Here is a 22,183-nt window from a genome sequence, read left to right on the forward strand (position 1 = left end):
CCCGCAGAGGCAGGTGCAGACCACGCTTAGGCGGTCCCGGCGCCGCGCGCTAAATGCTGCGCGGGGAGAGAATTTCACCTGGTGGCATCGCCCTTCACGCCCTCAACGCGCGACCATGCTCCAGCGCAGCAAGCCATCGTGCCCGGAAAGCGGCGCCGAAGCCCGCGTCTCGGCCCTGCGGCGCAAGCCCTGTTCTTCCAGAAGCCCGCGCAGCACGGTCCAGTCACTCCACCGCGTCAGCCCCTCGACCCGCGTCGCTCCGGCAAGTGCTGCCTGCACCTCGCGCAGCGAAAGGCGGGCGAGATCAATCCCCTGCCCGCCCGCAAAGCTCGCGGATTCGGCCAGACGGCTGTCATAGACGACCACCGCGACCACCCCGGCCGCAGCCCCTGCCGCCACCGGGATGGCAGCCGCTGCGCCGGCAAGCGCTCCGCCCTTCAGCAGCCCGCGCCGCGTTGCCCGCATCAGCCCGCCTTCCCGAGATACTTCGACACCGCCTCGAGCTCGGCCTCGGTCACATCGACCTTGGTCTGCGCCGGCATCGCGCCCTTGCCCATGCGGACCACGGTCTTCACATAGTCCGCCGTCAGGTCAGTGCGGTTGGCGAGCAGGCCCTTGTCCGGCGTCTCGCCCATCATCATGCGCTGCTTCGTCAGCAGGTTCGTGCCCATGCCGCCGACCAGGTGGCAGTATCCGCAATGCACCTCGAACAGCACCTTGCCGTCCCCGCCCGGCTTCAACCGATCACCCGCAGGCAATTCGGGCCGCAGCATATAGGGCGGCATCATCATTGGCGGCGGATCAGCGAGAACGGCGCCACCACACGTCACAACCAGCGCGGCAACCAGCACCGCGCGCGAAACAAACCTGCTCATGCCTTGCCTCCCCGCTGCGCCGCATAGGCGGCCGGCCAGATCCCCTGCTTGCCCGGCGCGATCACGCCATTGGGATCGAGCGCGTTCTTCACCTTCTCGGTCATCCGCCGCAGCGCGCTGTTGTTGAACCCGAAGGTATCGGCCACCGGATCCATCCAGCCCAGATGCGTGCGGTATTCGCCGTAGCCCGCCTTCGCCGTCTCGCTGATCAAGGCATTGAACAGGTTACGCATATTGGCGACCATTTCCGGCTGGTCGCGGTCGTACATCAGCATGTTGATATTGTTGGCAAAGCGCCCACCGATGGTGAAGCTGGCGTAGAAATCGACATCGTGATCGGCGATGATTTTCCGGCTGCGCTTCAACTGGTCCATCACATGCTGGCCCGTTGCGGGCACAACCGGCGAAAAGCCCATATGCGCCCCGCGCCCGCCGATCCAGTCGGACATCTGCAGCGGCACGGCCGAAGGCACGCCCATGGTCGTCTCGTACTGGCCGATGGGATCGCCGGTGCGCCACCAATGCTCGGCGGGCGCGGCATCCAAGTGCCGATTCATCGCCGCCTTGACCACTTCGGCCCGCGCCTTGACCACCGGCTCTTCGCCGTAGAGCCGCAGCGCCACCTGCCAGTAGCCCAGCTTGTACTGCTTGAGCAGCTCGGCCACCCGCCACTCGGGGATCGCGCCGGGCTTGTCCCAGAAGTCCTTGCGCTGACCCTTGAGCACCATCTTGCCCAGCCACGAAGGCACGAACACGTTCTGGTCGATCAGGCCGGAAATCTTGAGCGGCGCGATCGTGTCGATCACCCAGGCGATGTCTTCCTCGTTCGGGATGTCCCACACGAGTTCAAGGCTGGTCTCGGGCGCGGGCTGCAACCACACGCCCGCCTTGGTCACCACGCCAAGGTTCGATTGCGTGAACGCCAGATCGAACGTCGGCCCATAGCTGAATGGGAACAAGTGCCACGAGGGGTTGCCATCCATCGCGCCCATGCCGGTGCGCACCAGATCGCCATCAGGCAGCACCGCCTCGATCCCGCAGAGATTGCGCGCGTGCAGGCCATACGACGTATAACCAATGCCGTGATCGAGCGCGTTGCCCAGCACCGACCCCCAGGCGTTGCCCGGAACCGAAAGCCACAGCGGCGCCTTGGTGCGCTGGATCGCATCGTAGAGATCGAAGAAGCCCACGCCCGGCTCGACCACGCAATATGAAAGCTTGCTGTCGAGCTCGAGGATCTTGTTCATCCGGCCCAGATCAAGCACGATCGAGCCCGCCAGGCGCGGCGCGGCGGCGCCATACCCCAGGTTCTTGCCGCGCGCGACCGGCCAGAGCGGCGTCTTGTGCTCGTTCGCCAGCCGCACGATCGCGCGCACTTCCTCGACCGACGCCGGCGCAATCGCGGCACCGGCGGGCCATTCCTCGGAAGAGCCCGGAGCATAGACATCCGAATAGGCATCGCGGTCGGCATCACTCGCCATGACCCAGTCCTTGCCAACAACACCCGCCGAGGCGGTGAGCATGGCATCGAACGTTCTGGGGCTGACGCGGGGTGGCAGGTGCAGCTTCACCGGCGGTAATCTCCCATGCTTATTTTCTACCAATTGTTATCGTTGTGCCGCGAAGGCGCGCCCGCGTCAAGGCGCCGCGTCAGGTGAGGGCATAATACCGGACGTGATTCCCATCCGGCCGCCGCTCGCCAACGCCGATGAACACATGCCGCGTGAGCCAGTCGTGCGGCCCCTTGCTCGTCTCGAAGGTCGGCTGCGCGCGCAGGTAGTATTCGGCATGCGGTACCGGCGCGCCGCCCGCGAAGGCCCAATTGCGCAGCCGCTCCATCGTCCCAGGCTCGCGGCCCCAGAGGAACCCCTTGTTCTGCATATAGATCAGCGTGCCGTCATCGACCTCGAGCATGTAGCGCGCATCAAACACCGCGGTATCATCGGGCCGGAAGAAGGCATAATCGCCCCCCGAATTGGGCACCGCCTTGCCTTTGAGGCGCGGCCCTTCGAACTCGCCATCATCGACATAGACGGCGCTGCGCATGCCCCCCGTCGGCACGTCGGGAACCACCTGCACGCGGGTGAACCGCAAGGTGCAGGCAAAGGCAAACTCCAGCCGGGGGTTATCGAGCGTCGAGAAATCCATGGTTTGCCTCTCCAAATCACCCATTCACCCCACCCCGTTCATTCCAAGCTGGCCGGGTGGGGTTCAAAAAATGGGGACAGTCCCCATTTAATAATTGCTCAAGATCGTCAGGCTCGGCCCATCCAGCGGCTTTCCGGCCTTCTGCTTCGCCAGCTCGTCGCTGCGCGTCTGCTTCTGCAAATCGATCAGATAGGCATGGATCGCATCCGCATCGCCGGGCGAGAGCACATCATCCCAGCGCGGCATACCGCCCGGCACCAAGGCACCCTCCAGCACGATCTGACGGAACATGCCGTGCGTCCCCCGCTGCATGCGCCTGAGGTCCGGCGTGATCGAGCGATGCCGGTTGGCATGGCAGATCGCGCAATTGCCAAAGAACAGCCCCTGCCCGCGCGCAATCGTCTGAGCCGTCACGCCCGGCGCCTGTGCCGGCGGTTCGGGCGCGACTTCGAGCGGCGGCAGCAGCGGTGGTTGTTCGACCGTGCCGCCGCCCAGCCGGAACACCAGTAGCCGGTTGGCATTGCCCCGGTCATAGGCGGCGGAATAGCGCGGCACGAACGGGAAACCGCCGCCGCCCCACCCGGCCATGACGGCGATGTACTGTACCCCGTTCACTTCATAGGTCATCGGCGCGGCCATGATCGGCGTGCCGGTCTCGATCTGCTTGATGACCTTGCCAGACTCGGCATCGCGCACAAACAACGTACCGCCAACATTGCCGTGAATAAGCAGGCCCGAAGCCGTCGTCAGCACGCCTGCGCGGTCCTGCCATCCCGCCGTATCGGCTGACCATACCGTCTTGCCGGTCAGCGGTTCGATCGCCCGGATCTGCGCCTTGCCCGGATCGCGCAGCGCCTCGGCATAGGCGGGCAGCGCGCGCACCGCATCGGCCATCGGTGGTGGCAGGCTGCCCAGCGCTTCTTTCACATCGGGCGTGAAGATCAGCGCCGCGTCATTGTTCAGCCCCCGCGCCTTCAAGGGCTTCTGCCCCGGCGTCATGAACATGAGATTCCCCATGTCGAGCACCGCCGCATAATAGAGCCCGGTCGCCGGATCGAACGAAGCAGGATGCCAGTTGCGCGCGCCCGGGGTCGCCGGAAACACGATCTTCGGCCCATCGGTATAGTCGCTCGCAGCCCGGTCGAGGATCGGGCGGCCCGTGGCGGGGTCGATCCCCTTGGCCCAGTTCATCCGCGCGATCGGATTGGCCTTGAGCAGCTTTCCGCTCGCCCGGTCGAGCACATAGAGAAAGCCGTTCTTGGGCGCATGGAGGATCACCGAACGATCCTGCCCATCGACCTTGAGGTGAGTCAGGATCAGTGGCTGAGTCGAGGTGAAGTCCCAGTCGTCGCCCGGCGTTTCCTGATAGTGCCAGACCATCCAGCCTGTTTTGGGATCCAGGGCAACGAGGCTGCCAAGATAGAGATTGTCACCCCCCGCCGGGCTGCGCTTGGATGTTGCATAGGGCCCGCCATTGCCCGTGCCGACGAGCAGATACCCCGTCTCCGGATCAAACGCGATCGCATCCCAGGGCGCCCCGCCGCCGCCGATGTCCCAGCGGCTCTTCGGGTCCCAGGTCTTGAGCGCAGCTTCAAGCTCCGGCGTCTCCTGCGGTCCCAATGCCGGATCATGGGGCACGACATGCCAGCGCCAGCGCAGCTTGCCCGTCTCCAGATCGAGCGCCGTCACATAACCACGCACATCATATTCCGCACCGGCCATGCCGATCACGACGACATCGCCCGCGATCTCCGGCGCACCGGTCGAATTGTCGCCCTTCTTGCGGTCCTCGATGAAGTCGCTCTTCCAGACGACGCCGCCGGTCTTGGCATCCAGCGCATAGAGCCAGCCATCAAGCGTTGCGACATAGACCTTGCCGCGCCCAACCACGACGCCGCGGTTGACCATATCGCAGCACGCCGTGCGGTTGAGCTGCATGTCGACGTCCGGCTCGAAAACCCAGAGCTGCTTGCCCGTTGCGGCATCGAACGCATAGGCCCGCCCGGCCACGCCCGAGGTATAGAGCACCCCGCCGACCATGACCGGCGTCGCTTCCATCCCGCGCATGGTGCCAAGCTCGGCCTGCCAGGCGAGGCCCAGCATGCTGACATTCTGCGCATTGATCTGTGTCAGCGCCGAATGATGCGTCTTGCCTGCATCCCCGCCCGGGCTGGTCCATTCAGACCCCGCCCCCACCATCGGCGGCGCGGCGCCAAGCGCGCAGGCTGCCAGCGCGGCAAAGACAATCCGCCGGATCACAGCGCGACCCACGGGCTCGGCATCCGGTAGGGCACCGTGATGAAATTGGCCTCGATCTGCTCGATCATCCCGTGGTCGATCTTGAACAGCTCCGAGATATAGAAACTGTGCGGCCGCCGCACCGGGCTTTTCACCGTGCGCCCGTCGGTCAGCTGATATTCGTCGATCCGCCCCGAATGGTCGATGAAGCCATAGGCCAGCACCAGCCCGCGCTCCTCGTCCACCAAAGGAAACCGCCGCGCCCGCAAGTCGTCGTCATAGCGGTAGTTGCCCATGCGGAACTGCTCCTCGCAGCCCATCGCCGAGACCGGCACGATCTTGGCAAATTCGGGATTGCGCGTGGTTTGCACCCCGTTTTCCACGCGGTTGCAATCAGGATGGAACCTGGTGTGGATCGTCCCGTCGTTGCGCTGGAGCGTGTCGAAATAGCCGTTCGACAGCGCCACCATTTCCGCGCGGGACACCGGGGAGACGACTTCGCGGTGCAGGATAGGCTTGTCCCAATAGCGCGGGTTCTCGAACTTGATGCCACTGTCCGATTGCCGCACAATCAGCATCTCGCACTCGGCGATCTGCCCGGCGTCGTTGATCTGCAGCCGCAGCGTGAAGGCGGATTCCTCGATCGCCTCGATCACCGTTCCGAAGTACCCGACCTGGCCGGTTTGCACATCAGCGAAGCGCAGTTGGTAATCGCCCAGCTTCTGGATCGTGCCCCAGACGCCGTCGCCGATCTCCAGCATGACGTTGTTTTCGCCGTGATACGCCCCCTCAGCCCAGTCCAGCCGGGTGTGGTCGCCGGCATTCAGCGCAGCGAGGAACCGATCAAGTGCAGCGTAAAGACCAGCGCGGTCCATAGACTCTCCCATCAAGGCTTTGACGCCCCTTTGAATCCGGCATACCGTATCAAATGTTAGAATAAAAGGGGAGAGAGTCGATGGCGCGAACCGCCGCCGAACAGGCCAACCACGACCTGGTGATCGAGATGTACCACAAGGTCCTCATCGCCATGGATAGCGGCGCGGTCGACCGCTACATTTCGCCGGACTACATCCAGCACAGCATGCTCGCCCCGCCAGGCGTCGCCGCGCTCAAAGCCTTTCTCGATCACGTGAAAGTCGAATCCCCCGATGCAAAGCAGACCATCCACCGCAGCTTTGCCGAGGGCGACCACGTGATCGTCCATACCCATGTCGAGCGCTGGCCCGGCGATCCCGGCCTCGCCGTCGTCGATATCTTCCGCTGCGCCGATGGGATGATTGTAGAACACTGGGACGTACTGCAGGACGTGCCCGCCCATCCCGTCAATCCCAACTCGATGTTCTGAAAGGAAACCCGATGCGCCTCACCCTCCTCGCCGCTTGCGCCCTGCTCGCTGCGCCTGCCGCGCATGCCGAAACCTGCTCGCTCACTCCCAAGCAGGTCGTCAGCCAGTTCCTTCAAGAGTTCTACATCGAGAAGAAGGTCCGCTCCTCGTTCGAGAAGTGGGTCGATCCCGGCTATATCCAGCACAATCCCTATGCCCAGACCGGGCGCGAGGCGGCGATCGTGTTCCTTTCGAAGTTCGTCGAAAGCAACCCCGGCCAGCGCACCCAAATCCACCGCATCATCGCCGACGGCAATCTCGTCGCCGCGCACAGCCACGGCTGGCAGGAAGACGGCACGCCCGAACGGAAGCGCGGCTTTGCCGTGGTCGACATGTTCCGCGTCGAAGGCTGCAAGGTCATGGAACACTGGGACGTGATCAGCCCTGTCCCCGAGACGTCCGCCAACACCAACACGATGTTCTAAGGAATCCGGATGCGCTTTACCGACAAATGCGTCGTCGTGCTCGGCGGCAACGCCGGGATCGGCCAGGCCGCTGCAAAGATGTTCGCCGCCGAGGGGGCCAAGCTCGCCATCACCGGCCGCAACCGCGAAACACTCGCCGCCGCGGCCCAAAGCCTCGCCGCGCTCGGGATCGTCAGCGACATGGGCGATGTCCGCCAGACCAAAGCTGCGATGGCCGAAATCGAACACGCGCTTGGCGGGATCGATGTGCTCTTCGTCAATGCCGGGGTCGGCGGGTTCGCCGCGATCCCGGAGGTGACCGAGGAATTCTGGGACGGCATCCATCAAGTCAATCTGCGCGGCGCCTTCTTCGCCATCCAGCACGCGCTGCCGCTGATGCGCGACGGCGGCGCCATCGTCATCACCGGCTCGATCGGCTCAGAACTCGCGCTTGCCGGCAACGTCGCCTACGCCTCGGCCAAGGCGGGCCTGCGCGCCATGGCCCGCACTGTCGGCAAGGAACTTCTTCCCCGCCGGATCCGCGTCAACATGGTCAGCCCCGGCCCCACCGAAACGGAGATCTTCAAGCGCGGCGCAAGCGAGGCCGAAATCGAGGCCACCCGCCAACTGCTCGGCGGTGTCGTGCCGCTCGGCCGCATGGGCGAGGCGGAGGAAGTCGCCCGCGCCGTCCTGTTCCTCGCCAGCGCCGAGGCCAGCTTCATCAACGGCGTCGACCTTTACATCGACGGCGGCTGCGTGGAACTTGGGTGAGGCTCAGGGGTCCTCCCCATTTTTGCGCAGCACAAATGGGGAGGTGGCCCGCAAAGCGGGTCGGAGGGGTCCTTGCCATCACCCCCCGCCAGCCCTGCGGGCTGACTCCCCCCATTTGGGCTTCGCCAAAATGGGGGGTTAAAGAGCGCTCGGCACCCCATCCAGCAAAAGCGTCTTCACCTCCAGATACGGCATCAGCCCCTCACGCCCGCCCTCGCGCCCGATCCCCGATTGCTTGAACCCGCCGTAGGGCAGCCCGAAATCCATGCGCAGGCCGTTCTGCCCGAACCCGCCCGTGCGCACGCGCCGCCCGATCCGGTAGGCCGCATCGACATCATGCGTCAGCACCGAACCATTGAGCCCGAAGCGCGAATCATTGGCGATGCGGATCATGTCCTCCTCGTCCTCCGCCGGGATCAGGCTGAGCACGGGGCCGAAAATCTCTTCCTGCGCGATCCGGCTGTCGTTCGGCACATTCGCGAACAGCGTCGGCTCGATGAAATAGCCCTGATTGAGATGCGCCGGACGGCCGCCACCGCAGACCAAATCGGCTACCTTGCGGCCCTCCTCGATATACATCTCCACGCGGTCGCGCTGCCGCTTCATCGCCAGCGGGCCAAGTTGCGTGCGCGGATCGTCCGAATGGCCGATCACCACCTGCCTCATCTCGCCCGCAATCGCCTCGGCCAGCTCGTCATGCCGCGCGCGCGGCACGATCACGCGGCTCAGCATCGCGCATACCTGCCCGCTCATCATCGTGATCGTGCCCGCCAGCATCTTCGCGGCAATCTCGATCGGAAAATCATCGCGCACCAGTGCGGCGGATTTGCCGCCCAGTTCCAGTGTGCACCGCGCGATCCGCTCACCGCAGACGGAGGCAATCCGCTGCCCCGCCACGGTCGATCCGGTGAAGCTCACCTTGTCCACACCGGGATTGCATACAAGGTGATCGCTCGCCTCGCGGTGCCCGGTCACAAGGTTCACCACCCCCGCCGGCAACCCCGCCGCCTCCGCCGCCTCGGCAATGATATAGGCCTCCAGCGGCGTCTCGGGTGAGGGCTTCATGATCACCGGGCAACCCGCAAGCAGCGCATAGGCAACCTTGTTGGCCATGATCCCGAACGGCCCGTTCCACGGCGCGATCGTTGCCACAACACCCACCGGCTCATGCACCACGAACCCCGCTGCGGCACCCATGCTCGGCCGCTGCTCGACAAAGGCGAAGCCTTCGGCAATCGCGGCAATACCCTCCAGCACCGCGACCGAACCCGCATGCATCGGCCCGGCAAAGCTGGCGAGGCCGCCCATCTGCGCCGTCCAGCAGCGCGCCAGCTCATCCACCCGCGTCCGCAAGTGCCCAACCATGCGCCGGAACGCGGCGATCCGCTCGGCCGGCGGCGTGCTCGGCCAAGGCCCATGGTCAAAGGCCGCCCGCGCTGCCGCAACCGCCGCGTCCATGTCCGCCTCATCCGCCTCGGCCACCCGGGCGACGACCTGCTCGGTATCGGGCGAGACCAGCTCGATCAGCCGCCCGCTTTGCGCCGGCACCCAAGCACCGCCAATATAGAGATGTTCGGGATGCGCGATACGGACGCCAACAGGTAGCAAGGGCATCACAGGGTCTCCAGAGCCATGGGGGGAAGCGCGCATTCGACCTTCTCGATCTTGCCGCCGCGCGTAGTGTAGAAAATGAACTGGCGGATTTCCTGCACTGCGCCAGCCTCGATCGGAAAGAACCCCGTCGCGCCCTTCGCATCAAGCGCCTCGCGCGTCAGATCCTTCTTTGCGGCGATCCGCACGATGGCATCGATCGCGGTGCAGGTATCGCTGGCGGCAAAGTTCAGCACGCGCACGTTTTCATCCACGTTGTCGTGCAGCCAGGCATAGAAATCCTTGAGCTCGGCGCGCGAGGTGATCACGATCCCGAAGAATTCCATCTGCGGTGGATCGACATAGAAGTCCGCCACCGCGTCATAATCGCGCGCGTTGAACGCCGCTAGATAGCGGTCATAGGCGGCTCTATCGAGCATCGCACGTCTCTCCCCAAAGCTGATGGCCGGATTCGGCTTCGCCCAATACTAACAAATGATAGAATCAAGGCAAGCAGCGCCACGCAAAAAGGGGCAGCCATCGCTGGCCGCCCCTTCTCCCCCATGATCCGGGAATGAAAGCTGGTCAGAACTTCTTCTGCACCGTCACCGCCCACTCGCGCGGCCTGCCCACCTGGCTGTAGATCGTGCCGGTGAAGGCCTGCACGGCAGCGAAGCGGAACGGCGTGTAGTACTTGTCGAACAGGTTCTGCACTTCGAACGAGACCGAAAGATCCTCGGCCTGGTTGCGCCAGGTCAGGCGCGCGTTGGCGAGGGTGTAGGAGGGGTAGTAGTCGATCGGCCCACCGCCGACCGTGCGGCCAGCGTTGTTCTTGCCGACATAGTTCGCGTCAAAGCGCGGCGTGAGCGAACCAGCTTTGCCGAGATCGGCACGGTACTGCGCGCCCACGCTCCACTTCCACTCCGGCGTCACGATCGGATCGCTCAGCAGGTAGGCATTGCCCACGCGCGGATCGATGGTCGACCAGTTGCCGGTGAGGTAGCTGATCGAGCCGTCGATCGAGAGACCATCGATCGGATTGGCCTGAACCTCGAGCTCTACGCCCTTGATCTTTCCGTCGCCCGCATTCTGGCGCGCGCCGCACGGTGCGTTCGACCCAAGCGAGGCGCAGGTGATCAGCGGCAGCTGGATCGCCTTGTAGTCGTTGATAAAGGCAGACAGGTTCATCCGTAGGCGGCGGTCGAACAGGTCGGTCTTCAGACCCACTTCATAGGCGGTAAGCGTTTCCGGCCCGAAGCTGCCGTTCAATGCCTGCGGAGCGTCGAACGGACGCGCCGTCACGCCGCCGCCCTTGAAGCCCGTGCCGACGGTGACATAGGCCAGAACCTCGGGGCTGAAGCGGTAGTCCGCCGAAAGGCGCCAGTCGGTCTTGTGGCCATCGTAGACCGCCTTCACGCCGTTGAGCGCGCCGAGGAAGTAAGAGACCGAGCCGTCGAAGTTGAGGCGCACGAAGGTATAGTCCTTGTGCTCCTTGGTGTAGCGCAGGCCGCCGGTCAGGGTCAGGCCCTCGATCGGCCGGGCGATCACGGTACCGAACACGGCCTTGCTGTCCGCGTTCACCGGATCGTTGCCGGTGAACTGGAAGTTCAGGCCGGGCGCAATGTAGCGGATGTCCTGGCGGGTGAAGTAGGTCGAACGCTGGTCGGAATAGAACCCGCCCAGGGTGAAATCGATCTTGTCACCCACTTTGCCGTTGAGGCGCAGTTCCTGGCTGAAGAACCAGAACTTGAGGTCGTTGTAGCCCTGACCGACCACATTGAGATCGGGCGTGAAATCGTCGTCGGTGCCCCACTTCTGGCGGTATTCGCGATAGGCGGTGATCGACTGGACGTTGAAGTTGTCACCCAGCTTGAACGTGCCGTTGCCCGAAACGCCCCAGCCGGTGAACTTGGTCCGGTTGGGCATGTAGTACCCGTCCTTGACCTGGCCCCACGGCCCGGGGATCGACAGGCCCGGAGGCGCCGTGTTGCCCTTGGCGTAGAAGTTGGCGAAGGTGCAGTAGCGGCCACACAGATAGGTGCTGCTCACCTTCGCCGGATTGACCGAAGTCACCACTTCGGCGGCGTTGGTGCGGCTTTCATAGGTGTAGTCGCCGGTGACGGTGTAATCGATCGCGTCGTTCGGATTGAAGCGCAGCGCGCCGCGCACGCCCGCGTATCCCTTCTCGCCCAGCTTGTCGATCAGGCAGCCCTGACCGCTGCTGGGCCGGGCGCCGATGCCCTGCGCATTGTTCGGATAGACGCAGCCGTAATCGAGCTGGTCGACATAGCCTTCCTGGTGCTTGTAGACGCCCGAGATGCGGCCATAGAGCCCGTCGGCAATCTTGAAGTTGGCGCTGCCGCGAATGTCGACGCGCTGGCGGCTGCCGTAGACCGCCTCGACCGTGCCCGAATTCTCGTCGGTGGGCTTCTTCGAAAAGAGCTTGATCGCACCGCCGATGGAGTTGCGGCCCGTCAGCGTGCCCTGCGGCCCGCGCAGCACTTCCACGCGGTCGAGGTCGAGCAGGTCGAAGATGCCGCCGGTCAGCGTGGCGTAGTAGACGTCGTCGACATACATGCCCACGCCCGGTTCATAGGCCGGGTTGAAGTCGAACTGGCCGATGCCGCGGATCGAGGCGCCGAGCGAGGAACCATAGGCACCGCCCATGGCGTTCAGCGTCACGTTGGGCGCTTGCGCGGCGATCTGCGAAAGGTCGGTCTGGTTGCGCGAGGCGAGCAGGCTCGCATCGACTGCGGTGATCGAAAGCGGCGTATCCTGCAGCTTCTGCGAGCGGAACTGCGCGGTGACCACGATTTCCTTGATACCGCCAGTGTCATTGGCGGCCTCGTCGGCGGGCTGCGCCTGCGGCGCGGCTTGCGCGAACGCCGGAACCGCCAGCCCGAGCGCGAGCGCGGCCGCGCTTCCAGCGACGAGCAGGCGCACGAATTGCTTGGGTGTTTTCGCCATGGGTGATGCCCTCTCCTTGCAAAGGCCCTCTGCGAGGCCGTTCTACCGTTTGTTAGTAAGGCATACTAATTTGCCCATTGCAAGCCCCTTGCGCGCGCGATTGCATAGGTCTTGTGCATTGAAGCAATCTGGCCACAGACCTCCTGCCCGCCCCCTCTTGCCGTGATCGCCCGGCGACGCGATAAGCGCGCCATGGCCAGCAAGATCGCTCCGGATGCTCCCCCCCCCCGCCCCGAACTCGATCTGGGTGAAGATGCCGCGCTGCTCGTGGATCTGCTAAAGCTCGGCACGTTCATCGCGCGCCCGATGCGCGAAGGCGTGGCCGAGCCGATGGGGCTCAGCCCCAACGACCTCAAGATCATTCTGGCGCTGGGCGGCGAAGGCGAACTTGCGGGGCACGAACTGTCGGACATCATGGGCCTGCCCCCAATGAACGTGAGCCGCGCGATCGCCGCGCTGACCGCGCGCGGTCTTGTAGAGCCGGGCAAGGACGCCTCCAACCGCCGCCGCAAGCCTGTGCAGCTGACAGCGGCGGGCATGGACCTGTTCCAACAGACGATCCCGGCGATGGCGGCGGTGGGCGGGCACTTGTTCGCCGATTTCACGCCGGAGGAGCGCGCGGTGTTTCATGCTGCGGCGCAGGCGATTCTGGCGCGGATGACGGGGGCGGGCTAGGGGCAGGGTTGGTCGGGCGGTCTATGGGCCAGTGGGCTCAAGACCCTCCGTACACGATATGAGCCAGTTGCGGTCATGCAGAGTCGATGGAATGGTGAAGTCATGCGCAAGATTGTTCGGCGAGACTATCTCGCACTTTCCGCACCTGCTGTGGTTACTCTATTTGCGGTGATCATGACTGCACACGAACGAGGCCTACCTGCTGCAATCTTCGTCGGCACCTTCTTCATTGGTGCAACCCTATGGATTTGGATTCGTCGTATTCAGAGGTATCCCGAGAATACATGGCGGGCCCGTCTGTAACGCCAAGCGGAGTTGGTTGGCTATCCACCCCTTTCAGGCCACAGTTCCTCACCACATCGCTACCCGAAACCCGACGTCACCCCGGGCATGACCCGGGGTCCCGCTTCTGCCGCAGGAACCGAACCTCGCCGAGAAAGCGGGACCCCGGGTCAAGCCCGGGGTGACGAGCGAAATGTATTGGCGGCGGCCCCTACTTATCCTTCAGCGCCGCAAACGCCTCCAGCCGGAACGCTTCCGCCAGCACGGGGTGCGCAAAGCTCATCGGCACTTCCTGCCGGTGCGGCCAGGTCGGGCGGTAGTTCTCCTCGGGCAGGATCACATCCGGGCCGAGCGGGTTCTCCGGATAGCACACCACGGCGGGCTGCAGGTGCGAGACGGTGTGCGCCCAGCCGGTTTCGTAATCGCCCTGCCACTGCATCAGGTAGTTGAGCCGCTTGATCTTCCACGCGCCGTTTTCGCGCACGTAGTCGTTCTCGTAGATGCCCGATTCCCAGAACTGCTGCGGGACATGGTCAGGCTTGTTCGCCACCACCTCGTCGTGCCAGCCGCCCGCAAGGATGCCCCGGAAGCGGCCCTTTGCGGTCTGCCGGTCGGGCGCGATGGTGATCACGTCCTGCAGCTGGAAATGGTCGAGCAGGAACCCGTGGATCGGCCCGCGCTTGCCATCGGTGAACATGTTCTGGAACCACGTGCCATAAAGCCGCATCACCCCGGCATGGCCGCGATATTCGCCCGAAAGGAATACGACCGCGCCGTCCTCGGCAAACAGCCCCGCCACTTCCTCGGGCCGGTTGTAATCGATGTAGTAGCCATAGGCCATTTGCAGGCGGCGGATTGCATTGACGTCTTCCAGTTCGCCCACGCGGTTTTCCAGCGCGGCGAGGCGCGATTCCATATCGGACATGCCCTGCTCCCTTGCGTTCCCGGTTTGCGGGAATTTGTAAGGCAGGCTAACTAGTTCCAAAGCGATTGGCAATCGGCTCCGCTGCGGCCATGCTGCCGCAAAGGGGAGTGATGAATGGATTCGAAGAAAGAGCCGACAAAGGCCGAAATCCGCACCGTGATCGCGGCATCGGCAGCAGGCACGGCGTTCGAGTGGTACGATTTCTACATCTACGGCACACTGGCACCGTTGTTCGGAAAGCTGTTCTTCCCCGGCAGTAGCCCGGCGGCGGGCTTCCTCCTCGCGCTCGCGACGTTCGGCGTGGGCTTTGCCGTCCGTCCGCTCGGCGCCGCGATTTTCGGCACCTTCGGCGACCGCTTCGGACGCAAGGTCACGTTCCTCGTCACGATCACGCTGATGGGCTTCGCCACCACCGCGATTGGCCTTCTTGGCACGTTCGCACAGTGGGGAATCGCCGCCCCGATCCTGCTGGTGGTGCTGCGTGCGCTGCAGGGCCTTGCGGTCGGCGGTGAGTATGGCGGCGCGGTGATTTATGTCGCCGAGCACGCCCCGCTAAAGAAGCACGGCTTCTACACCGGCTGGATCCAGATCGGCGCGACCACCGGCTTCTCGCTCAGCCTGCTCGTTGTCCTCATTAGCAACACGTTGGTGGGCGAAGCAGCGTGGGCCGTCTGGGGCTGGCGCATTCCCTTCATCCTCAGCCTGGTGCTCCTCGCGATCTCGCTGTGGATGCGCCTCAAGCTCTCCGAGAGCCCGGTCTTCGCCGCGATGCAGGAAGCGGGCGAAGTCGCTCGCACCCCGCTGCGCGAAGCTTATGCCACACCCAAGCAGCTGCGCCGCCTCCTCGCCGTCACCTTTGGCGGCGCGGTGGGCCAGGCGATCTGCGGCTATACCGGCATGATACAGCTGCTCAACTTCATGCAGGTCTCGGTCCATATGGACCCGGTGCTCACCCGAATTCTCCTGATCGGCGTGCTGGCAGGCCTCGCGCTCGGCAATGTCGCGGCGGGCTGGCTGTCCGATTTCGTGGGCCGCAAGCCGGTTGTCATGGCGGGCTACATCATGTTCCTGATCGTGCTGTTCCCGGGCTTCCAGCTGATTGCCGATCAGGCCAACCCCGCCATGGCCCGCGCCGCGCGCGAGCATCCGGTTCTCGTCTCGGGCCCCGATTGCACCTACAATCCCTTCGCCCAGCACGGGCAGGCCAGCGCCTGCGGCAAGCTGCTCGATACGCTCACCCGCACCGGCGTGCCCTATACCAAGCAGGATGCCCCCGCCGGCGCAGCGCCTGTCGTCAGCATCGGCGGCACCCCGGTCGATCCCGCCGGGCTCGATGCCGCGCTGAAAGCTGCCGGCTATTCGCTCGATCCCGTCACCCCGCCCACCGGCAATCTCGTGATCATCGTGCTTGCCATGATCGTGGTCTCAATCCCCGGCGTGCTCGCCTATGGCCCCATGGGCGCGTGGCTCAGCGAACAGTTCCCCGCACGCACGCGCTACTCCTCGCTCGCCACCTCCTACAACTTCGGCGTGGGCATCTTCGCCGGGTTCATGCCGTTTATCGTGCAGGCGATCGTCGCCACGACGGGAAGCGTCATGGCGGGCTTCTGGTATCCCTTCGCCATGGTGGTGATTGCCGCCCTCGTGGCTCTCTTCGGCCTTCCCGAAACGGCTGGCAAACGCATGGCGGAAAGCGAGATGGAATGAGCTTCGCAGGACAAGTCGCCTTCATCACCGGCGGCGTCACCGGCATCGGCCTCGGCGTCGCGCAGGCTTTCAGCGACGCGGGCCTGCGCCTCGCCCTCAGCTACCGCAACGAGGAACACCGCACCGAGACCGAAGCCTGGTTCGCCGCCAAGGGCCGCGAGGCGCCGCTGTTCATCAAGCTCGATGTGACCGACCGCGCCGCTTTCGCCGAAGCGGCCGCCACCGTCGAGGCGCACTTCGGCGCGGTCCATGTCCTCGTCAACAATGCCGGGGTGAGCGTGTTCGGGCCGACCGACGAGGCCAGCTATGCCGATTATGACTGGATCATGGGCGTCAACTTCGGCGGCGTCGTGAACGGCATCGTCAGCTTCCTGCCAAGGCTGAAAGCCGCATCCGGCCGCCGCCACGTCGTCAATGTCGCCAGCATGGCCGCCTTCCTGCCCGGGCCGCAGGCGGGGATCTACACTGCCAGCAAGTTCGCCGTGCGCGGCCTTACCGAATCGCTGCGTTACAATCTTGCACCGCACGGCATCGGTTGCTCGCTCTGCTGCCCCGCGCTGACCCGCACCAATGCGTGGGATTCGGCGCTCAAGCGCCCTGCCGCGTTCGGCGACAGCGGCTTCGCGCCGGTCGAACGCAGCGAACTCGAACAGTTCGGCACCGCTTTCGAAGCCGGCATGGCCCCCTACGAAGTCGGCACCAAGATCCTTCGCGGCATGGAACGCGGCGACGGGCTGATCCTCACCCACCCCGAGTTCGCCGAGGACTTCCGCGAAATCTACGAAACAAGCCTCGCCGCTCTGCCGGACGAGGAGGCCCCGCCCGAGCGCCTCGAAATCGAACGCCTGCGCCGCGCGGCCATGGCAGCGGCAGAAGCCGGAACGGTCATCGGGCTTGGCGACCTGACCTGAACCACCCCACCCCAAACCCTTCGTCATCCCCGCGCAGGCGGGGATCCAGGGCGAGGTAGTGCTATGGCCGCTCTGGATCCCCGCCTGCGCGGGGATGACGGAGTTTGGGAACTGACTCTGCTCGACACAAACGGGCTGTCGGGTAAGATTGCTGCAGCGACGCGCCAGCCAGACGAAAGGCCTATCCCATGTGTGACGAACAGACCGAAGCCGACAACGCCCTCTGGCTCAGCCGCCGCGAGTTCGGTGCAGCGGGTGCAAGCGTTGCGGTCCTCGCCGCCGCCCCCGGCTGCATCGCCCAGCCAGGGCCCGGCGCTCTCGCCACCAACGGCCGCGCCGTCACCGTCACCACGCCCGATGGCAAGGCCGATGCCTGGTTCGTCACGCCCGAGACCGGCAAGCACCCCGCCGTGATCATGTGGCCCGATATTGCAGGCCTGCGCGAAGCCTACAAGACCATGGCCACCCGTCTCGCCTCGGCGGGCTATGCCGTGCTGGTGGTCAATCACTACTACCGCGGCGCCGTCGCTCCGGTGCTCGAATCGCTCGTGGCCTGGCGCACGCCTGAAGGGCAGGCGAAGCTCAAGCCCCTCATCGCGGGCATCACCCCCGCCGGGACGATGAACGATGCCACCGCCTTCGTCGGTTGGCTCGACGCGCAGGCCGAAGTCGATACGGCGAAAAAGATCGGCACCTGCGGCTATTGCATGGGCGGCCCCTACACTGTGCGCACCGCTTTCGCGCAGCCCTCCCGCGTGGGCGCTGCCGCCTCGTTCCACGGTGGCGGCCTTGTCGGCGATGCGCCCGATAGCCCGGTCAACCTCCTCGCCAAGACCAAGGCCGCATTCCTCTTCGCCATCGCCCAGAACGACGACGCCAGCGCCCCGGGCGACAAGACCGCGCTCGCCGCTGCCGCCAAGGCCGCGGGCCGCCCGGCCGAAGTCGAGGTCTACTCCGCCCAGCACGGCTGGTGCACGATCGATGCCCCGATCTACGATCAGGTGCAGGCCGACAAGGCATGGGGCCGCATGCTCGCGCTCTACGCGGCGAACCTATAGGGGCCAACCCTAGATGGCGAGCGGGATAGGCATGGCGGGACTTGTGTCGCTGTGCCTTTTCGCCCACTTCGGATGGACTGTGCTGACCGCCTTCCGCACCGGGGTGATGCAGACCTTGAGCTACGGCCCTTCGCGCAGAGTGGATCGCCGCGAGCAGCCCGTCAGTTTCTGGTTCGAGGCGCTTTGGGGCGTGTTCCTCAGCGGCCTGACGCTCGTGCTCGGCGTGCTCGCGCTCTACGAGGCCCACACTTTGCCATCCGGCCAACCTGCACAGACCATCAGCGACCACATCATGCCCAAGAGCGCGCAGCTTTAATCCGGCGCTGCGATCCACGCCTTTGCCACTTCCATCTCCGCCTTGGCAAACACCTTCATGCGCACCGGCATGATCGGCGCGATCAGCCAGGCCATGACCCGCGCCCAAGTCAGATCGGTCACCACGGCAAAGTGGCTGAAATCGCGCAAGTGGTTCCAGGTGAACACCTGATCGTCCCAGATCGCGCGGGGCGAGAATTCCGAAACGTCATCCTCCAGCACATAGAGCGCCTTGATCGGGCCATGCCCCAGCATCACCTCAACCCGGGGCTCGAGGCCCATGTAGTCCTCGTGGGTGAGCGGACCCGAGGCGACAAGGCCAAGCGTATCTGCGGGCAGGCCTTCGATATAAGTGAGCATGGCTGTGGTCCTCAAGCGCAAGGATAGGCAATGCGGCGCCAGTCTCCCTGACACACCCCCACCGGCGCCACATTGACCGGGCGCAATCCGCCCTAATTTCGCCGAAATCGCGGCGCCCATGCCACACATGCCGGGCCAATCTTCGGGGAGATCGGAAGTCCCCTTCCAATTCCGCAAGTTCGACCTACCTCCCATGCCAAGCCTGGAGCAGCGCAAGGGGCGCGGCCTGGGCGGGAACGACTTGCGATGCGATTGTGGAAGCTGTCCTATACCAGCATCGCGGTAGCCGCCGGCGATCAGGCCTGCGCCGATGCCCATAGCATCTGCGCGCTCGCGCAGGACTACAACATGCTCCACGGCATCACCGGCATTCTCACGCTGCACCGGGGCCGCTTTGCCCAGGTGCTCGAAGGACCGGAAACGGCAGTACGCCAGCTGATGCGCCGGATCTTGGCCGATCCCCGCCACCACAGCATCAGGATCGCTGCGGACACTCCCATCGTGAAGCGGCGCTACGCCGATTGGCACATGGCCTTTCGCGATCCCAAAGCCTTCATCACCGACCAGCTCGACGACATGCTCGAACAGACCGCTCAGGTCGTGAGCGCCATGAACGCGACCTGGCACTAGGCTCCGGCGGTCTCCCCCGCCCGGAGCGCGGCAAACAGCCCGAACGAGACCGCAATTCCCGCCAGTGTCGCCAGCATGTCCTGCCAATCGAACACGAATGCCTTGGCGCTCAGTTGCACGAACTCCCAGCCGATAAGGCCAATAGCGCTCACCGCCGCGCTCGCATGAAAGCGCCGCCGCACCGTCGCCACGTCCGCCACCGGTGCCATGTCGAGCCATGCGGCCAGCAGCACGAAGGTAATCGCGATCGCTGCGGCAAAATTGGGCCCGATGCCCAGGAGCCATGCACCGACCGCGCCGGTCTTCATGTGGCCGCTTCGAAGACCCTGCACGGCGGAAAGCAGCGCCAGACCGCCAAGCCCGACCAGACCGCACCGTGTTGCAACCTTCAAGGGCACCCTCCCGACCAGAGCCACCTTGAATAGCACAGCCTCAGACCGCCCGCAGCATCTCCACATTTTCCTCGATCATCGCCCGCACCGACCGCGCCTTTCGGCCGGTCAGCCGCGCAACATCGTCGGTGCAGACTTCCAGGAACCCCTCGCGGATCGCCTGGCCGAAGGTCACCATGTCGTCGCTGTTCCAGGGGATACCCGCCACGCTCTGGTCGTCCACCGGCCGGCGGGGGATGCCCATGGCATCGAACATCGCATATTGCTCTTCATCTGTGGTCGAGACGTATTCGACCGGGCGCCCGGTGATCTCGGCCATGAGCACCGCGACGTCGCGGAACGTCTGAAGTTCCGGCCCGGTCACATTGTAGATCTGCCCCTCATGCCCCTCGCCCAGCAGCACGGCGGCCGCGCAGGCAATGCAGTCGTCGCGCCAGACCATCGCCTCGCGCCCCTCTCCGGCATTGCTTGCCCACAGGCCGCTCTGCAGCACGCCCGGGCCTGCCATGAGGATCATGGCATCGGCGTAATGCGCGTCGCGCAGCATGGTCCAGGCCATGCCGGAAGCGCGGATCAGCCGTTCGGTCTCGATATGGTCGTGGCGCACTTCGGCGGGGTTCGCCGGATCGTCGATGCCGATGAAGCTGGTGTAGGCGATGTGCCGCACGCCGGCTGCTGCCGCCGCATCGATCGCCGCCCTGTGCTGGGCCACGCGCGCGCCCACGCGGGTGCCGGAGATCAGCAGCATCCGCTCGCCCCCCTGCACTGCCTCAGCCAGCGTCTCGGGCTTGTCGAAATCGCCGTAGCGCACGGTGCAGCCCTGCGCGGCGCGGTCCGCCAGCTTGCCGGGAGAACGCGTGATCAGGATCAGGTCCGCAGCCCGCCCCGACGCGATCAGCCGGTCGGTCAGGCCCCGGCCATAGTTGCCCGAAGCGCCGGTGATGACGATGCGGCTCATGCTGCCGCCGCATCCAGCTCGGCTTGGGGCACCCACCAGCCGTGGACTTGTGGACGCAGCCGCGCCGGGATCTTCACCTTGGCGACCGGTCCCGCAGCAATGTTGCCCGCATCAATCACCCACGCCTCGTGAGCAAAGGCATTGTCGCCCACCTGGCTGTCGACAATCGTCACCAGCCACCCCTCGTGCGCCGGATCGGCAGAGGGTACATGCACCGGCTCGTTGAACCCCGTCATCGGCGGCAAGGCCAGCGCCTGCGGCGGTAGCCCGCGCATATCAAGCCGCAGCAGCAGGTTGAACATCGCGCCGACCGGCCCGCCCGGCAATGGCGGTCCCTGAAGCTCGGGGTTCATCGTCAGCATCCAGGCATGGTCATAGGGCCGCCCCTGCCGCGCCGCCTGGATGACCGGGAAATCGCCCGGAGGCCCGATCACGGTCTCGGTCACCTCACCGCCCCCGGCCTTGGGATCGACCGTCCAGCGGGTCAGCGCCCCCTGCACTTCCCAAGGCTGCAGATGGATGCCCGAAGGCTCGCGGATGAAGGCGAAAGCATTGGTCGAATTGAGGCAAGCGTCGAAGTGCAAGAGGCCCTCTGCATCCTCCCACGCGTTCATCATGTGGTACGAATGGACACCCTTGGGTCCCTTGAACCAGCGGATCTCCGAAACATCGCCATAGCGCGGCATCACGCCGAGCCAGGAATCCGTCTCCGGCTCATGATGCCAGTGCTCGCCGCCGGCCTTGAGCCGCTCGAGATCGGCCGTCGTCGGATAGATCGGAAACAGCGCGTAGTTCTCGCTCACCGTGAAGTCGTGCATCATCGCGCAGTAGGGCGCATCGAACCACTGCTCGCTCTTCAGCACGCCATCTGCGCCGACCACGCAATAGGCCACCTTGGGCGAGGCCAGCCCATCGGCCTCGTAGCCGTAGAAGAAGAGTTCCTTGGTCACGGGATCGATCCGCACATGCGCGGTCATCGTCTCGGACTTCAGCACGCCGCCAAAATCATACGAACCGAGTGTCTCCAGCGTCTGAGGATCGACGCGATATGGCCGCCCGTCCTCCTTGGCCATCAGCAGCCGCCCGGCGTGCCAGACCGGAGTCGTATTGGCGACGGTGCGGTCCACACCGGCAACGTCCGCATCGTCGGTGAAGGGATTGCGGTATTTGCCGAAGCGCGCATGGCCTGCCGCCTTCTCCGCCAGATAGCGTGCGGTTTCGACAAAGCGGATGCTGAAATCGGCTGTGCCGTCCGCATTGAACGAAAGCCGGCTCACCATCCCGTCGCCCGACAGCGTGTGGTCGTTCTCGAATTTGGGCGGATAGGCGGGATCGGGCACCGCGCGGTAGAAGCTGCCCTGGACTTCGGCCGGCAGCGTGCCTTCGACCGGCAGACCCGCCAGTATGAATTCCTGCCCCACAGGCTCATTGAGCCCGACGAAATACATCGTCTGCGGAAACGCGCCCATCGATCCTCATCCTATCAATTGTTACGATAGGTCTAGCAGGGCCCATCCGGATTTCAACCGGTTTCCCACAAAGCAAAAGGGCCGCCCCACGCCTATGGAGCGGCCCCTTCAAGACTTCAGAAAA

General features: G+C 64.9%; 23 protein-coding genes. 9 read left to right on the plus strand and 14 right to left on the minus strand.

Going from position 1 to position 22,183, the window contains the following annotated elements; translation table 11 throughout:
* Window positions 1-102: 102 nt before the first annotated feature.
* The 6 genes from WCL10_RS07080 to WCL10_RS07105 all read right to left on the minus strand — a co-directional run bounded on the left by WCL10_RS07080 (window position 103) and on the right by WCL10_RS07105 (window position 6,136).
* Window positions 103-465, minus strand: a complete 363-nt coding sequence (locus WCL10_RS07080) for a hypothetical protein (protein WP_336894940.1) — start codon at window positions 463-465, stop codon at window positions 103-105.
* Window positions 465-875 carry a cytochrome c gene (locus WCL10_RS07085; RefSeq protein ID WP_336894941.1) on the minus strand — a complete coding sequence of 137 codons (411 nt, stop codon included), beginning with the start codon at window positions 873-875 and terminating at the stop codon, window positions 465-467. The genes WCL10_RS07080 and WCL10_RS07085 overlap by 1 nt, the downstream gene beginning before the upstream one ends.
* The gene (locus WCL10_RS07090; protein WP_336894942.1) at window positions 872-2,446 is read right to left on the minus strand and encodes an FAD-binding oxidoreductase; all 1,575 of its coding nucleotides are present in this window, start codon (window positions 2,444-2,446) and stop codon (window positions 872-874) included. Before WCL10_RS07090 ends, WCL10_RS07085 begins: the two co-directional genes overlap by 4 nt.
* 79 nt (window positions 2,447-2,525) lie before the next feature.
* Window positions 2,526-3,023 (minus strand): DUF3237 domain-containing protein, encoded by a 498-nt coding sequence (locus WCL10_RS07095; RefSeq protein WP_336894943.1) that lies wholly within the window; start codon window positions 3,021-3,023, stop codon window positions 2,526-2,528.
* Window positions 3,024-3,110: 87 nt separating this feature from the next.
* Window positions 3,111-5,294: a PQQ-dependent dehydrogenase, methanol/ethanol family gene (locus tag WCL10_RS07100; protein ID WP_336894944.1), complete on the minus strand. Its 2,184-nt coding sequence runs from the start codon at window positions 5,292-5,294 to the stop codon at window positions 3,111-3,113.
* Window positions 5,279-6,136: a hypothetical protein gene (locus WCL10_RS07105; protein ID WP_336894945.1), complete on the minus strand. Its 858-nt coding sequence runs from the start codon at window positions 6,134-6,136 to the stop codon at window positions 5,279-5,281. Before WCL10_RS07105 ends, WCL10_RS07100 begins: the two co-directional genes overlap by 16 nt.
* Window positions 6,137-6,216: 80 nt before the next feature.
* Between WCL10_RS07105 and WCL10_RS07110 the strand changes: the two genes are divergently transcribed.
* From WCL10_RS07110 to WCL10_RS07120, 3 genes are read left to right on the plus strand one after another with little or no spacing between them, the layout of a single operon-like run.
* Window positions 6,217-6,606 (plus strand): nuclear transport factor 2 family protein, encoded by a 390-nt coding sequence (locus WCL10_RS07110; protein ID WP_336894946.1) that lies wholly within the window; start codon window positions 6,217-6,219, stop codon window positions 6,604-6,606.
* Between the two features lie 11 nt (window positions 6,607-6,617).
* A complete protein-coding gene (locus WCL10_RS07115; RefSeq protein ID WP_336894947.1) occupies window positions 6,618-7,070 on the plus strand; it encodes a nuclear transport factor 2 family protein in 453 nt (150 codons plus the stop codon).
* A gap of 9 nt (window positions 7,071-7,079) precedes the next feature.
* A complete protein-coding gene (locus WCL10_RS07120; protein WP_336894948.1) occupies window positions 7,080-7,820 on the plus strand; it encodes an SDR family oxidoreductase in 741 nt (246 codons plus the stop codon).
* Between the two features lie 138 nt (window positions 7,821-7,958).
* Here the strand turns inward: WCL10_RS07120 and WCL10_RS07125 are convergent, their stop codons facing one another.
* From WCL10_RS07125 to WCL10_RS07135, 3 genes are all read right to left on the minus strand, one after another.
* A complete protein-coding gene (locus WCL10_RS07125; protein WP_336895074.1) occupies window positions 7,959-9,428 on the minus strand; it encodes an aldehyde dehydrogenase in 1,470 nt (489 codons plus the stop codon).
* A 5-nt stretch (window positions 9,429-9,433) separates the two neighbouring features.
* Window positions 9,434-9,850, minus strand: coding sequence for a nuclear transport factor 2 family protein (locus tag WCL10_RS07130; RefSeq protein ID WP_336894949.1), 417 nt, complete (start codon window positions 9,848-9,850; stop codon window positions 9,434-9,436).
* Between the two features lie 145 nt (window positions 9,851-9,995).
* Window positions 9,996-12,377, minus strand: coding sequence for a TonB-dependent receptor (locus WCL10_RS07135; RefSeq protein WP_336894950.1), 2,382 nt, complete (start codon window positions 12,375-12,377; stop codon window positions 9,996-9,998).
* A 192-nt stretch (window positions 12,378-12,569) separates the two neighbouring features.
* Here WCL10_RS07135 and WCL10_RS07140 point away from each other — a divergent pair, with 192 nt between their 5' ends.
* Window positions 12,570-13,052, plus strand: coding sequence for a MarR family transcriptional regulator (locus WCL10_RS07140; protein WP_336894951.1), 483 nt, complete (start codon window positions 12,570-12,572; stop codon window positions 13,050-13,052).
* Between the two features lie 493 nt (window positions 13,053-13,545).
* Here WCL10_RS07140 and WCL10_RS07145 read toward each other — a convergent pair whose 3' ends face one another.
* The gene (locus WCL10_RS07145; protein ID WP_336894952.1) at window positions 13,546-14,259 is read right to left on the minus strand and encodes a nuclear transport factor 2 family protein; all 714 of its coding nucleotides are present in this window, start codon (window positions 14,257-14,259) and stop codon (window positions 13,546-13,548) included.
* Between the two features lie 114 nt (window positions 14,260-14,373).
* Between WCL10_RS07145 and WCL10_RS07150 the strand changes: the two genes are divergently transcribed.
* From WCL10_RS07150 to WCL10_RS07165, 4 genes are all read left to right on the plus strand, one after another.
* Complete coding sequence (locus WCL10_RS07150) at window positions 14,374-15,966, plus strand: MFS transporter (RefSeq protein ID WP_336894953.1); 1,593 nt, start codon at window positions 14,374-14,376, stop codon at window positions 15,964-15,966.
* A complete protein-coding gene (locus tag WCL10_RS07155) occupies window positions 15,963-16,877 on the plus strand; it encodes an SDR family oxidoreductase (RefSeq protein WP_336894954.1) in 915 nt (304 codons plus the stop codon). The genes WCL10_RS07150 and WCL10_RS07155 overlap by 4 nt, the downstream gene beginning before the upstream one ends.
* Before the next feature lie 188 nt (window positions 16,878-17,065).
* Window positions 17,066-17,935, plus strand: coding sequence for a dienelactone hydrolase family protein (locus WCL10_RS07160; protein WP_336894955.1), 870 nt, complete (start codon window positions 17,066-17,068; stop codon window positions 17,933-17,935).
* 31 nt (window positions 17,936-17,966) lie between these two features.
* A complete protein-coding gene (locus WCL10_RS07165; protein WP_336894956.1) occupies window positions 17,967-18,251 on the plus strand; it encodes a hypothetical protein in 285 nt (94 codons plus the stop codon).
* Here WCL10_RS07165 and WCL10_RS07170 read toward each other — a convergent pair.
* Window positions 18,248-18,610 carry an STAS/SEC14 domain-containing protein gene (locus WCL10_RS07170; protein WP_336894957.1) on the minus strand — a complete coding sequence of 121 codons (363 nt, stop codon included), beginning with the start codon at window positions 18,608-18,610 and terminating at the stop codon, window positions 18,248-18,250. The two genes, WCL10_RS07165 and WCL10_RS07170, sit on opposite strands and share 4 nt — an antisense overlap.
* 246 nt (window positions 18,611-18,856) lie before the next feature.
* Here WCL10_RS07170 and WCL10_RS07175 point away from each other — a divergent pair, with 246 nt between their 5' ends.
* The gene (locus WCL10_RS07175) at window positions 18,857-19,240 is read left to right on the plus strand and encodes a BLUF domain-containing protein (protein ID WP_336894958.1); all 384 of its coding nucleotides are present in this window, start codon (window positions 18,857-18,859) and stop codon (window positions 19,238-19,240) included.
* Here WCL10_RS07175 and WCL10_RS07180 read toward each other — a convergent pair.
* The 3 genes from WCL10_RS07180 to WCL10_RS07190 are packed head-to-tail and all read right to left on the minus strand — an operon-like array spanning window position 19,237 to window position 22,059.
* The gene (locus WCL10_RS07180) at window positions 19,237-19,632 is read right to left on the minus strand and encodes a hypothetical protein (RefSeq protein WP_336894959.1); all 396 of its coding nucleotides are present in this window, start codon (window positions 19,630-19,632) and stop codon (window positions 19,237-19,239) included. The genes WCL10_RS07175 and WCL10_RS07180 overlap by 4 nt on opposite strands.
* A gap of 40 nt (window positions 19,633-19,672) precedes the next feature.
* Window positions 19,673-20,590 (minus strand): SDR family oxidoreductase, encoded by a 918-nt coding sequence (locus WCL10_RS07185; protein WP_336894960.1) that lies wholly within the window; start codon window positions 20,588-20,590, stop codon window positions 19,673-19,675.
* Window positions 20,587-22,059, minus strand: coding sequence for a carotenoid oxygenase family protein (locus WCL10_RS07190; protein ID WP_336894961.1), 1,473 nt, complete (start codon window positions 22,057-22,059; stop codon window positions 20,587-20,589). Before WCL10_RS07190 ends, WCL10_RS07185 begins: the two co-directional genes overlap by 4 nt.
* Between the last annotated feature and the right edge of the window lie 124 nt (window positions 22,060-22,183).

The organism is Novosphingobium sp. (assembly GCF_037133355.1).
In the GTDB taxonomy this organism is placed as follows: Bacteria; Pseudomonadota; Alphaproteobacteria; order Sphingomonadales; family Sphingomonadaceae; genus Novosphingobium.